The following is a 12691-nucleotide window of genomic DNA, read 5'->3' as shown; positions in this document are numbered from 1 at the left end:
GCGACGGCGCGTACGGGCGGCGGGGGCCTCAGTGGCCTCGGAAGCCACCGGGGCCTCAGCGGCCTCGGCAACAGGCGCGTCGGTGTCGGCGGTCGCGGGCACGACTGCCTCGCCGGCCTCAGCGGCAACAGGCGCAGCGGCGGGCGCGGAGACGCGACGCGTGGCACGCCGACGCGTACGAGGCGGCGCGGCGTCTTCGGATGCGGCGTCCTCCGATGCGGTCTCCGTCTCCGCGACAGCGGCAGGGGCAGGAGCAGGGGCAGCCGGGGCACTCACGGCCACGACGGTCTCAGCGGCCTCAGCCGCAACAGGCGTGGCGACAGGCGCAGACACCCGACGGGTCGCACGCCGACGCGTACGACCGGCGGGCGCGGCCTCAGTAGCGGCCGGGGCCTCTTCCGCCCCTTCCACCTCGGCGCTCTCGACAGCCTCATCAGCAGCGACAGTCTCCTGTGCCTCTACCGTCTCGGCACTCTCGATGCCCTCGGCAGCCTTGTCGTCCTCGTCTGTGACAGGTTCGGTGACAAGTACCTCGGGCTCCGCGGCCGCTACGGCAGTGGCGACGGTCTCCGCCGGGGTCTCGGAGGATCCGGTCGGCGGACCCGCCGGCCGGGAAGCGGCACGGCGCCGACGACGCGGCGGCAGGGTGTCGCTGGGTGTGTTCGGTTCGGAGCCCATGGCGGACTCTGTGGGTTCGGTCGGTTCGAGCATGCGGGCGTTTCTCCCGTCAGGCTCCCGGGCGCCGCACCTGGTCCGGCGATGGTGCCGGTGACGTCCGCGGCTCGCGCTGTGCGCGGTGCCGCCGTCCGGGGCGCGGGCGCCGCACGGGAGCTCTCTGTGTCCTGTCTCGCCGGTTCCGTACGCCGAATGCGTACGGCCTGGCGAAAGTCTTCTGGTAGGTGCGCTGCCCGACCCAGGTGGCTCCCGAGTCCCAGGGCGGCGCTTACGACGTCCGTCCCTACGCGGAACCTTCCGGCACCAGCGCCGTCGCGGCGGCAGCATGAGCGGCCGTCGAGAGGGCCGCCGCTGCCTCGCGGTCGGGCGCGAGCGGGTCGGTCACCGTGCCGGTCTCTTCATCGAACAGCCCCTGCGCCAGCCTGGTCACCGCTGCGGGGACCGGCGGCGCCAGGTCGGCCACGGCGCGGAGACCGGACAGGACGTCGTCGGGTCGTACGGCAGGCGTCACGTGCCGAACCACCAGCCGCAGTATCGCACAGGGCTGGTCGGTCGGCCTATCAGCCTGGAAACCATGTGTTTCAAGGTGCGAGACCGCCGAGCGGGCGTCGAAGGTCCGGACGCCGTTCTTCATCTTGCGCCGGACCTCGACGGACTCGGCGGCATTGAACACCGCGACCGCGCGCTCGGCCTCCGCCGGGTCCACGCCGTCGAGCCGAAGCTCCCACACGGAAGCCGTCAGCCGGTCGGCGAGCCCCGAGGTCCGGGCCTCGACCGCGTCGATGACGTCGAGCCCGGCGGGCAGCGACTCGTCGAGCAGCACCCTGAGCTTCTCCGGGTCGCGCGTCTCGGTGAGTGCGATCTCCAGGTACTCCGCCTCACTGCCCGTGCCGGTGGGTGCGGCATTGGCGTACGACACCTTCGGATGCGGCGTGAACCCCGCCGAGTACGCCATCGGCACCTCGGCACGGCGCAGCGCACGCTCGAAGGCGCGCTGGAAGTCACGGTGGCTGGTGAACCGGAGGCGGCCGCGCTTGGTGTAGCGCAGTCGGATGCGCTGCACCGCGGGTGCGGGCGGCGGGCCTTCGGGCTGTCGCTTGCCCAGTGTCGTTCAGTCCTTCGTGAGAGCGGTCGTACTGGTACCAAGAGTACGTGTGTCGCGGCCTGTGGGTTCCCGCCGCTCCACCGCCCCCGCCTGTCGCGGCTCCCCGAACACCATCCGCCGGAAGTCGGCGCGCGCCTGCCGTGCCGACTCGCGGGCGGAGGCCAGGGCCTGCCGGGTGGCCCGACCCACGCTGCGGGCGGCCTCGGCGGCGGGCCGCAGCACCGCGTCGCGTACGACATGCCCGACCGGCGTCAGCACGCTCCGGTACGCCCATCGCACCGGCTCCACGAAGATCCACCGGAAGAACGTCCCGAGGAACCGTCCGACGGCGAGCGAGATGTGCCCGGCGATCCGCCAGGCGTGCCCCAGCGCCTCCCCGATCTCCCGCCCGACGACGGCGAGCACGCGCCCGACGGGCACGAGGACCCAGCGCCACAGGGCGAGGGCGGGCAGGACGAGCAGGATCCGGGCGATCCAGTACAGGGCGATCCCGAACCCGGTGACGACCATGCTCAGGACCCACACCAGGCCCTTCGCGCACCAGGCGATCGCGTGCCCGACAGGCGTGAGGATCCACTCGTACACCCATACGGCGGGGACGACGACGAGATACCGCACCAGCCAGGCCACGACGGCGTAGATGCCGACCCCCAGAGCGGCGAGCCCCGCACCCAGCCCTCCGAGCACCCACATGAAGGCGTGCCCCACAGGCGTCAGCACGCGCGCGTAGACCCACGCCACTACGGCCCCGATCCCCCGCCCGCACCACGCCAGCGCCGCCCCGATCCCCCGCCCGCACCACGCGAGGGCGCGCCCGACGGGCGTCAGCACATACCGGTACAGCCAGACGGACGGCACGACGACGAGCACATGCCCGAGCCACGCGAGCGCCTTGCCGAAGGGCACGAGGCCATACCGCCACAGCCCCACGAGCGGCCAGACGAACAGCACCCGCCCGAGCCACACCAGCGTCCACGCCAGCCCCCGGCCCACCGGCCGCAGCACGGCATCGCTCAGGAACCGCCCCGCGACGACGAGCGCGTCCCACACTATCCGCACCGGCACGACCAGCACGAGCACCACGATCCGCACGGGCAGACGCACAGCCACCACAAGACACCCCTCGGGCCCCTGTTGCGCCTGGTCGTGCTGCTGCGTCGGCGTCGGCGATGGCGACGGCGACGGCGATGGCGACGGCGATGGCGATGGCGACGGCTTCTCCAGATCCATACCGGCGTAGACGCCTCAGCCGCCCGTCCGGATCCAGTAAGTACCGCGGTTTCCCGCCGCACTCGTCCTCAGGTCGCGCACGCCGCCAGCAGCCCCGCGATCAGCGCCGTACGCGAAGGCACATGCTCCAGCCGCACATGCTCGTGCCGGGCATGCGCCCCGTCCCCCACCCCGCCCAGGCCGTCGAGGACGGGCCGGCCGAGGGCGGCGACGAAGTTGCCGTCGCTCGCTCCGCCGACGGCGGTCTCCCGGGCCGTGAAGCCGAGGTCGGCGGCGATCGACTGCGCCTGTTTGAACAGGAGTGCGGAGGCGGGGTTGGGCACCATCGGGGGGCGGGCCCAGCCGCCGGTGACCGTTGCCGTCACCCGGGGGTCGGAGGGCCGCAGCGCGGCGAGGGCGGTGTCGATGCGGTCCGCCTCGGCGGGCACGGCGATCCGTACGTCGATGCCGCAACGGGCGCGCCCCGCCACGACGTTGCGTCCCGTACCGCCACTGATCACTCCGACGTTGACCGTGGTGCCCAGCTCCGGCGAGCCCAACACGACGATGCGCGTAACGAGTTCCGCAAGGGCGTGCACGGCGCTCGCGCCCCGCTCCGGTTCGAGACCGGCGTGCGCCTCCACCCCCTCCACCGTCAGCTCGAAGATGCCGCCGCCCTTGCGGGACGTCTTCAGCGCCCCCTCGGGTCCGGCCGCCGCCTCGCACACCAGCGTGGCCGCCGCGTCCTCGCTCAGCCGCTCGACGTGCGGCTGGGACACCGGGCTGCCGATCTCCTCGTCACCGTTGAGGAACAGCCGTACCGCCGGACGCGGCAGGTCCAGGTCGCGCAGCAGGCGCAGCGCCCACACGGCCTGCATCAGGCCGCACTTCATGTCGAACACGCCCGGCCCGCTCACCCGGCCGTCCTCGGCGACGCGGAACGGCCACTCCGCGAGGGTGCCGGCCGGCCACACCGTGTCGTAGTGGCACAGCACCAGCACCGTCGCGGGCGAGGTGCCGCGGTACAGCAGTTCCAGCATGTCGCCGTGCAGGCCGCCGTCGTGGCGCCGCGCCTCGTCGGGCGGGCCGAGCCGTTCGTACGCCCACGTTTCGAGGGCGGCGAGACCGGCGTTCAGCAACTCCTTGTCGTCGCTGGGTGTTTCGTGTTCGACCAGCATCCGCAGGTCGTCGGTCATCTCGGGCAGGGCGGTGCGGGCCAGGGACTCGATGCGGCGCAGGGACACGGGCGGTTCTCCTCCTACGTACGGCGGCGGTGGTGGCGGCGGCTGCGGCTGCGACTGCGACTGCGGCTGCGGCTGCTGCTGCTGCGGTCAGCGGACGGGCACTCCCGGCCCCAGCGGGATGCCCAACGCCCACCAGGCGTAGAACAGCAGCGTCCAGGTCACCAGCATGGCCAGGCAGAGCGGCAGGGTCAGGGACAGCAGCGTGCCGATGCCGGCCGAGCGGCGGTAGCGCTGGACGACGCCCAGGGTCATGACGAAATAGGCGCTCATCGGGGTCGCCGCGTTGGTGCACGAGTCGGCGATCCGGTAGACCGCCTGCGTCACCTCCGGCGAGATGTCGAGGAGCATGAACATCGGCACGAACACCGGGCCGACCAGGGCCCATTGGGCGGAACCGCTGGTGACCAGCAGGTTGATCACCGTGCACACGACCAGGACGCCGAGAAAGGCCACGGGCCCGGTGATACCGGCCGACTCGAGCAGGTCGGCGCCCCGGATCGCCATGACCTCGCCGACGCCGGTCCACTTGAAGTACGCCAGGAACTGGGAGATGGCGAAGAACAGCACCAGGATCGGCGCCATCTCGCGCAGCCCCTTCGCCATGTGGTCGGGGATGTCCCGGGCGGTGCGCACGGTGCCGACGACCCGCCCGTACACGGCGCCGACGATCAGGAACGCCACCGCCAGGACGACCGCGATGCCGGTGAGCACGGGCGACTGCACGATGCTTCCGCCATCCCCCCGCAGCGGCGATCCGGAGGGGATCATCGCCGCCACGATCAGTGCGGCGTAGACGAGCAGCGCGAGGCCCGCGCGACGCAGCCCGCGCCGCTCGTCGTCGCGCAGGGTCAGCTCGTCGACGGTCCCACCGTCTTCCTTTGCCTGGTCTGCCTCGCCAGCCTCGCCGGCGTCGCCGACCTCGCTCGCCTCGCCTGCCTCATCCTCCTCCGGCATCGCCGCCACCCGCCGCGCGATGACCTTCTCGGTGACGACGGTGACGACGACGGCCAGGACCACCGAGGAGCCGATGGAGAAGAAGTAGTTGGACAGCGGGGTGACCACGTAATCCGGGTCGATGGTCTGCGCGGCGGCGGTGGTGAGCCCGGAGAGCACCGCGTCGGTCGGGGTGACCAGGGGGCTCGCGTCGTACCCGGCGGACACCGACACGAACGCCACCACCGCGCCCAGCATGGGGCTGCGCCCCACCGCCTTGAACGCCATGGCGCCGAGCGGCACGAGCACCACGTAGGCGGCGTCGGAGGCGACGTGCGCGACCATCGCGGAGAAGGCCAGCGTGAACGTCAGCCACTTCGCCGGAACGCGCGCGACGGCGGCGCGCAGCATCGCCGGAAGCAGACCGGCCCGGTCGGCGACGGACACACCCAGCATGACGACGAGAATCGTGCCGAGCGGCGGGAACGTGGCGTAGTTGGTGACCGCGTCGTCGATCATCATCCGCAGCCCCTCGCCCGAGACGAGGCTGTGGACGGTCACGGTCTTGTCGGTGGCCGGGTTCAGCGCGGAGGCCCCGGCGGCGGACAGCGCCCAGCTGGCGAGGGCGAGGACGACGCTGAGCACGCCGAACAGCCAGAAGGGGTGGGGCAGTTTGTTGCCCATGCGCTCGATGCGCACGAGCACGGCGAGCAGTCCGGAGAGCGGCTTCGGAGGCGGATTCGGGGACGACTTCGGAGAACGGGGAGTGGTGGCGGTCACCTCCCCATTGACGACCAACGTGACGGCATCATGCAAGTAAAAAGCTGATGTCGCTTGTATCGTTCGCGTGAATCGCCTGCTTGACGGATTCATTCCATGAAATGTCTGGGGGTGTCTACGGTGGAGGTGGCAGAGATGTACGACACGAAGGCACTGGACGACGACGATCTCGACCTCGTCGCCGCGCTCCAGCACGCCCCACGGGCGCCACTGAGCCTGCTGGCGGAGGTGCTGGGCGTCTCGGCGAGCACCGCGGGACGCCGGCTGACCCGGCTGGAGTCCGACCGGCTGCTGCGGGTGATCGGCCAGCTCGACTGGTCGGTGTCCGGCGAGGGCCACCCCTGGCACGTCTGGGTGACCGCGGAGCCCGGCCGGGCCACGGAGGTGGCCCGACGCCTCGCCGACCTGCCCGAGACGAGCCACGTCGCCGTCACCGCGGGCCAGGCGGACGTCTACTGCTCGGTCCAGCCGGCCCGCCGCGCCCACACCACGGAACTGCTGGCCCGGACCATCCCCGCCACCCCCGGCGTACGCTCCGCCCGCTCCGAACTGGTCCTCTCCGCCACCACCAAGTCGGACTCCTGGCGCCTGCCCCGCCTGGACGCGGACCAGGTACGCCGCCTCACCCAACACGCGGCCCAGGACGAACCCACGTCCGGCCCACCCCGCCACGGCACCCTCACCGACGACGAACTCCGCACCCTCCGCCTGCTCGCCGCCGACGGCCGCATGACCGCCGCCCAGGTCTCCCGGGAACTCGGCGTCGCCCAGTCCACCGCTTACCGCACCACCCAGTCGCTCCTCCAACGCGGCCTGGTCCGCCCCCGGGTGGAGATCGAACCCGGCCTGCTCGGTTACACCTTGGAGGTCGCGATCACCCTCACTGTCTCCCCGAGCGCGATGGCCGAGGTGGCCCGTTCCCTCGCCCGCCACCCCTCCGCACGCTACGTAACGACCACCGCAGGCACGTCCTGCGTCGTCCACCACGGCGTCTTCCGCGACGAGGACGGCCTCGCCGAGTTCCTCACCCGGGACCTGGCCGAGCTGCCCGGGGTGACGTCCTTCGACGTCCTGGTCGTACTGGACGCGCTACGACGGCACTGGCTGGACCGCGAGGACGGCCGCCTGGCCGCGCACGGCAAGACCGACACCGCGAACGGAGACGCATGACGACACGGGACAAAGCCATAGCCCGGGCGACCGCCTATTACGACTCCGGTGCCTTCCTGACCGACCTGCGCCGCCGGGTCGCCTACCCGACGGTGAGCCAACCGCCCACCGACACGGCGGCACTGCGCGCATACCTGGTGGACGAACTCGCCCCGGCCGTAACCCGCCTCGGAGCAACCGCCCGGATCATCGACAACCCCGTCCCCGAGGCAGGCCCCCTCCTCCTCGCCCACCGCCACGAGGCCGACGGCCTCCCCACCGTCCTCGTCTACGGCCACGCGGACGTCGTCCCCGGCCAGGACGACCGCTGGCGCACGGGCCTCTCCCCCTGGCACCTGGTCGTCGAGGGAGACCGCCTCTACGGCCGTGGCACGGCAGACAACAAGGGCCAGCACACGGTCAACCTGGCAGCCCTGGAACAGGTCCTGGCTGTCCGCGACGGCACCCTCGGCTTCAACCTGAAACTCCTCATCGAGACCGGCGAGGAGTCCGGCTCCCCCGGCCTGCACGAGTTCTGCCGCCGCTTCAAGGACGACCTCACCGCCGACCTCCTCATCGCCTCCGACGGCCCCCGCCTCGCCGCCCAACGCCCCACCCTGTTCCTCGGCTCCCGCGGCGCAGCCAACCTCCGCCTCCGCGTCCCCCTGCGCGACGGCGCCCACCACTCGGGCAACTGGGGCGGCGCGCTGCGCAACCCGGCGACGGTACTGGCGGCCGCCCTGGCCACCATGGTCGACGCCCGGGGCCGCATCCTGGTCGAGGGCCTACGACCACCCGCGATCCCCGCCCCGGTCAGGGCAGCCCTCACCGATCTGACGGTAGGCGGCGGCGAGGCCGACCCCCAGGTCGACACGGACTGGGGCGAACCGAACCTCACCCCCGCCGAACGGGTCTTCGCCTGGAACACCCTGGAGATCCTCACCCTCTCCGCAGGAGACCCGGCCAAGCCGGTCGGCGCGATCCCGGGCACGGCCCACGCCGACATCCAACTCCGCTTCGTAGTAGGCACGGACTGGCACCAACTGGAACACACAATCCGCACCCACCTCGACGCCCACGCCCTCCCCATGGTCGAGGTCGAACTCCTCCAGACCGTCCCCGCGACCCGCCTCAACCCCGACTCCCCCTGGGTCCACTGGGCCACGACCTCCCTCCACCGCACCACAGGCAAACCCCCGGCCATCCTCCCCAACCTGGGCGGCACCCTCCCCAACGACGCCTTCGCGGACATCCTCGCCCTCCCCACGCTCTGGATCCCCCACTCCCACCCGTCCTGCCGCCAACATGCCCCCGATGAGCACCTGTTGGGGTCGGTGGCTCGGGAGGGGCTGGGGATCATGGCGGGGCTGTTCTGGGATCTGGGGGAGCGGCTTCCCGAGGGCTGCGGGACCTCACGTCGGTCGTGACAGCCCTACTTCTTCCGGGCCTTGGCCGCGTTGCCGGCCCTGGGAAGCCTTCCCCAGTGCGAAGCGGCACCAGACCGGGAAACAGCGGGGGCGTCGAGTCCTCATCCGTGACTCCGATGAAGAGCCATTTCCGATACATGCGCTTCACCGGCGAACACCACCAGTCGAGGTCGAGGACCCGGCGGCCACGGCGGCGGAGGACTGAGAAGGGGGTTCAGACGCGGGGCAGATGACGGCTCACGAGGTCCCGCAGCCGCTCCGCGTCCTGCGGAGAGCGCAGCCCGCGCTTGGGCAGCACCTCCACGAGCAGGATGTTCGGGTCGCGGCTCAGCAGCACCACGTGGTCGCGGGTCTCGCGGTAACCGCGGAAGACTGACCAGCGCTGTACGAGCGTCGCGTGCGCGGTCTCGGTCGCGATCCCCGTCTCGCTCACGGACATGTGGTACTCGCCCTGCCAGGAGACTGTGCGCAGCGCGTGGTGGGCCTGAAGGTGCGGGATCGACCAGATCACGGCGGCGCAGAAGACGCCGGTGAGGAACGACTGCGCGGAGCTTTCCGGTGCGGTCACCACCAGCACGGCGCCGACCGCGAACAACCCCGTGAAGCCCCACCGGACCAGGTGGAGGCGCCGACGGCGCTCACGCACCCGAACTCCCGTGATGAAGTCGGCGCGCGTCGGCCGGTAGACCAGCTCGACCGTGTCCTGTCTTCCGTCCCGCCCCACGTCCACGACCATGAAACGGGATCGTACTGCCCGTGCCGGCTGCCGTGGCCAGCTACGTCCGTCAACGCTGGATCTCGGCGTTCGTCAGCAGGAGGAGAGTCCGCAGGAGCGTGGTCATGCGGCCGGCACTACGCATGAACCCAGTGGCGACCGGGCCACCCTTCGCTTTCCAGGGCTGACGGGGTGGCCCGGTCTCGGTATGTGGTTGTGAAGCGCGGCACCATGCCCCGGGCCAGGGGAGCCCGGTCGTTCCTCGTGCAAGAGGCCGCGCCTCGTTGGCCGGAGGGGTCAGGCTCCGACCGGTTCCGAGCCGCCGCCCACTCCCGATCGCGTGGGAGTAACGGTAGGCAACGGCTCGGAGATCATTGGCGCGGTCTGTAACCGTCCAGGTCGAAGCGACACCAGACCGTCTTGCCTCCGCCCTCTTCTGGCGTCCACCACACCGCCGCCGCCATCCGCTGCGTGATCATCAGCCCACGACCGCTGTCCGGTAGAACCGCCTCAGTCAACTCCCCCACCAACTCCGGGCAGAGGGCGTCCCCCATGGGAAGAAGCGGGGGTGTCGAGTCTTCGTCCTTGACGCCGATGAAGAACCACTTGGGATGCAGCTTGAAAGTCACGTCGATGCGCCGACGGCCACCGGGACGGGCCCCAAGGCGATCCGGCACCACGTGGTTCACCACATTCCCCACCAGCTCCGAGACGGCCAGCCGGGCGTCATACACCACTTCACCCGTGACGACGCCACGCAGGAACGCCGACGTCGAGTCGCGTGCGATGCGTGCCGCGTCGCCGCACTCGGCGAAGAGCGTCAGCGCCATGAAGTGCCCGTTGGCGGACGGATCCGGCACTGCGAACCAGTGGGCGTACGCCTCCAACTCTTCCGCCACGTATTCGGCTTTCCCCGCATTCATAACGTCCCCTCCTGAGCCTCCGACAGCTCTCATGTCGTCGTTTGCTTCACGCAGGCCAGTACACGGCGCAGGGAGCGCGAACGGGAGCGTTCACCAGGGGGTTCACGTGAACACCCGCAAGCTTCTGAGGGTTCGCCAATGAACCCCCCGGTTGATACTGCATGTGACAGGATGAACACTCGCCGTCATTCTCGGGTTGGCAGGGGAGCATGAACCGAGAGCCGAACGCGCAGTTGATCGCCGTCATCGATGAGGCGAGGGTCTCGAACAAGGGCCTTGCGAAGCGGATGAGGGATCTCGCCGCCCAGCGTGGTGTGAGCCTTGGAACGACGCACGTCTCCGTACAGCGATGGCGTGACGGCTCAGGCATCCAGCCCCAGACTGCGGCGATCATGGCCGACGCCCTCAGCTCGAAGTTGGGCCGTCGCATCACACCGGGTGATCTCGGTTTCTTCGACCTCACTCAATCGACCACACCGGAACGAGTCGGCTACCCGAGCACCGTCCCGGACGTCCTGTCCATGCTGGACGGGCTCGCCCAGGAGCGCGCCGAGGCCTCGGTTACCGATCGTCTGGTCGTCGCCGACGCCGAGCTATGTGCCGCTGTTCTGTCATGGATGATCGCGCGGCCCGACGGTCTCGAGGCAGACAGGCCCGTTCAGCAACGCGTCGGCATGCGCGACGTGCGGGCAATCAGAGACGCGGCGGCCACGTTCATGCAGCTCGACTTCAAGTACGGCGGGGGCCACGGCCATCGAGCCCTACGACACTACTTCCGCCATGAGGTCCTGCCGCTGCTCAGCGCCAGCTACAGCGAGAAGGTGGGCACCGCGCTGTTCAGCGCCGCCGCCGAGGTCTCCCAATTGCTGGCGTGGACGGCATACGACGCCGGGAACCACCCACTGGCCCACCGCTACCTGACCGCTACGCTGCGGCTGTCCCAGGTCATCGACGACCGCATGTTCGGCTCTCGGATTCTCGGCAACCTCAGCCACCAGGCCAACTACCTGGGGAACCACGCCCAAGCCATCCAGCTAGCCCGCGCCGCCGTCGAGGGCGCCAATGGCCGGGCCACCCCGCGCGCCTTGTCGAACTACTTGGCCATGGAGGCCCGCGCCCTGTCCAACGCAGGGGACGGAATCGCGGCAGCCCGCGCGATGACGGAGGCAGAGCGCCACTTCGAACGCGCCGACACAGGCGAAGACCCGACATGGCTCAGCTACTTCGACGAAGCGGAACTGATGGGCGAACTCTGCCACTGCTTCCGCGACCTCAAGATGCGCCGAGAGGCCGTCGCGCAGGCACAGCGCGCCGTAGTCAGCACCGACCCGAAGTACGCCCGCACCCTGGGATTCTGCCGAATGGTGCTCGCCCAAAGCCAACTACTGAACGGCGAGTTGGAAGCCGCCGTCACTACCGCGAGCCTCGCAGTCGATGGCGGCGACTCCCTACAGTCCAACCGCTTCCAGCGCTACGTGACCGACTTCCAGAACGAGGTCAGCATGCACGCAGCGAACCCTTCCGTGGTCGCCTTCAACGAGAAGGTCCACGACGCGCTCACCCGCCTCGACGAGGACGACGAGTAGCAGCTACCACGGCCGCCAGTTCCGAGGCGCATCATCGTTCCGCAGACCCGCGATACGCCGGCGGTACTCGGCCGCGGTTTCCGCATCCTCCTGCACGTTCTGCATGAGCCACGTCGTCATGCAGAACTCTTGGATGCCTCGCAGCGTCTCGTAGCCAGGCCAGTCGTACAGGTCACGCCCGTAGGCGGCCACGAAGTCGGCGTACTGTTCGTCGGTCTGCCAACCAAGGCTGTGGTGCTCGACAGCCGTGACCATGAGATCCCACTCATGGTGGTCGTAGCAGAAGGCCTCAAAGTCGATCAGGATCACGCGCCCCTGAGCGTCCACCATGAGGTTCTGCACGTGGGCGTCCCCGTGCACCGGCCCCTTGGTCGTCTCGAACCTCAACTCGGCGTACCTGTCCTCTAGTTCGCGCCAACGTTTCCGCAGAAAGACCTTGTCGTCGTCCGGGATGACGGCCCGGTCGAGCCGTAGCTGTTGCTTGTCGAAAGGATTGAACGAGGGCAGTGCAAGCCCCTCCGGCAGGGTCAGCGAGTGCAGATCACGCAGGACCCCGCCCAGCTCCCCGTAGGTCGCCTTGCGATCCTTTTCGACAATCAGATGCCAGAAGGTCACGGGGTGGCCGTCGATCAAGAACGGCTGCTCCAAGTCCTCGATAATGCGAGCGGCCGGGAACCCTTCCTCCGCCAGCCACCGCGATACGGCCACCTCGGTGCGGGCTTTGGACAGCCACTCTTCCCCGCGCGCCACGCGCACGATCACTGGCACGGAGGCGAGCCGAAACAGCGCGTTCTCCCCGAGACGGATCAGCTCTGCGCCTCTGTCATCGAGCCCCGCAGCCCTGCACGCAGCAGCCATCACCCGCGCAGCCCTCGCCGAAGTGAACCCCTCTTGCGTTCGAGCAGCGTCAACCGCCATGCCCGTACCAGCTCCCCATAGTCGCGC

At 70.2% G+C, this 12691-nt stretch carries 10 protein-coding genes; 3 read left to right on the top strand and 7 right to left on the bottom strand.

What is annotated here, in order from left to right; all coding sequences use genetic code 11:
- Positions 1 to 958: 958 nt before the first annotated feature.
- From CLM62_RS30320 to CLM62_RS30305, 4 genes are all read right to left on the bottom strand, one after another.
- On the bottom strand, positions 959 to 1738 hold the full coding sequence (locus tag CLM62_RS30320) for a TIGR03936 family radical SAM-associated protein (protein ID WP_095753087.1): 780 nt from the start codon (positions 1736 to 1738) through the stop codon (positions 959 to 961).
- A 48-nt stretch (positions 1739 to 1786) separates the two neighbouring features.
- Positions 1787 to 3010, bottom strand: coding sequence for a hypothetical protein (locus CLM62_RS30315; protein ID WP_257004182.1), 1224 nt, complete (start codon positions 3008 to 3010; stop codon positions 1787 to 1789).
- A 68-nt stretch (positions 3011 to 3078) separates the two neighbouring features.
- Positions 3079 to 4233 (bottom strand): M20 family metallopeptidase, encoded by a 1155-nt coding sequence (locus CLM62_RS30310; RefSeq protein WP_095753085.1) that lies wholly within the window; start codon positions 4231 to 4233, stop codon positions 3079 to 3081.
- Between the two features lie 87 nt (positions 4234 to 4320).
- The gene (locus tag CLM62_RS30305) at positions 4321 to 5946 is read right to left on the bottom strand and encodes an AbgT family transporter (RefSeq protein ID WP_257004181.1); all 1626 of its coding nucleotides are present in this window, start codon (positions 5944 to 5946) and stop codon (positions 4321 to 4323) included.
- A gap of 135 nt (positions 5947 to 6081) precedes the next feature.
- On the opposite strand from CLM62_RS30305, the gene CLM62_RS30300 reads away from it, so the two are divergent.
- Both CLM62_RS30300 and CLM62_RS30295 read left to right on the top strand, forming a co-directional pair.
- Entirely contained in the window at positions 6082 to 7116 is a 1035-nt protein-coding gene (locus CLM62_RS30300; RefSeq protein WP_095753097.1) for an Lrp/AsnC family transcriptional regulator, read from the top strand.
- Positions 7113 to 8522, top strand: coding sequence for a M20 family metallopeptidase (locus CLM62_RS30295; RefSeq protein WP_095753083.1), 1410 nt, complete (start codon positions 7113 to 7115; stop codon positions 8520 to 8522). The genes CLM62_RS30300 and CLM62_RS30295 overlap by 4 nt, the downstream gene beginning before the upstream one ends.
- A gap of 214 nt (positions 8523 to 8736) precedes the next feature.
- Here CLM62_RS30295 and CLM62_RS30290 read toward each other — a convergent pair whose 3' ends face one another.
- Both CLM62_RS30290 and CLM62_RS30285 read right to left on the bottom strand, forming a co-directional pair.
- The gene (locus CLM62_RS30290; RefSeq protein ID WP_095753082.1) at positions 8737 to 9258 is read right to left on the bottom strand and encodes a YcxB family protein; all 522 of its coding nucleotides are present in this window, start codon (positions 9256 to 9258) and stop codon (positions 8737 to 8739) included.
- A 350-nt stretch (positions 9259 to 9608) separates the two neighbouring features.
- The gene (locus CLM62_RS30285; protein ID WP_095753081.1) at positions 9609 to 10160 is read right to left on the bottom strand and encodes an ATP-binding protein; all 552 of its coding nucleotides are present in this window, start codon (positions 10158 to 10160) and stop codon (positions 9609 to 9611) included.
- A gap of 209 nt (positions 10161 to 10369) precedes the next feature.
- Here CLM62_RS30285 and CLM62_RS30280 point away from each other — a divergent pair, with 209 nt between their 5' ends.
- A complete protein-coding gene (locus CLM62_RS30280; protein ID WP_095753080.1) occupies positions 10370 to 11746 on the top strand; it encodes a sporulation protein in 1377 nt (458 codons plus the stop codon).
- 3 nt (positions 11747 to 11749) lie between these two features.
- Here CLM62_RS30280 and CLM62_RS30275 read toward each other — a convergent pair whose 3' ends face one another.
- Positions 11750 to 12664, bottom strand: a complete 915-nt coding sequence (locus tag CLM62_RS30275; RefSeq protein ID WP_095753079.1) for a phosphotransferase enzyme family protein — start codon at positions 12662 to 12664, stop codon at positions 11750 to 11752.
- Positions 12665 to 12691 lie beyond the last annotated feature (27 nt).

Source organism: Streptomyces sp. SA15 (assembly GCF_002291145.1).
In the GTDB taxonomy this organism is placed as follows: Bacteria; Actinomycetota; Actinomycetes; order Streptomycetales; family Streptomycetaceae; genus Streptomyces.
Note: the sequence above shows the minus strand (reverse complement) of the source record. Positions and strands in the feature narration are given on the sequence as shown.

Excerpts from the sequence above, each read along its gene's own strand:
- CLM62_RS30315 (WP_257004182.1), bottom strand. The coding sequence starts at position 3,010 with ATGGATCTGGAGAAGCCGTCGCCATCGCCATCGCCGTCGCCATCGCCG.
- CLM62_RS30300 (WP_095753097.1), top strand. The coding sequence starts at position 6,082 with ATGTACGACACGAAGGCACTGGACGACGACGATCTCGACCTCGTCGCC.
- CLM62_RS30295 (WP_095753083.1), top strand. The coding sequence starts at position 7,113 with ATGACGACACGGGACAAAGCCATAGCCCGGGCGACCGCCTATTACGAC.
- CLM62_RS30290 (WP_095753082.1), bottom strand. The coding sequence starts at position 9,258 with ATGGTCGTGGACGTGGGGCGGGACGGAAGACAGGACACGGTCGAGCTG.
- CLM62_RS30285 (WP_095753081.1), bottom strand. The coding sequence starts at position 10,160 with ATGAATGCGGGGAAAGCCGAATACGTGGCGGAAGAGTTGGAGGCGTAC.
- CLM62_RS30280 (WP_095753080.1), top strand. The coding sequence starts at position 10,370 with ATGAACCGAGAGCCGAACGCGCAGTTGATCGCCGTCATCGATGAGGCG.
- CLM62_RS30275 (WP_095753079.1), bottom strand. The coding sequence starts at position 12,664 with ATGGCGGTTGACGCTGCTCGAACGCAAGAGGGGTTCACTTCGGCGAGG.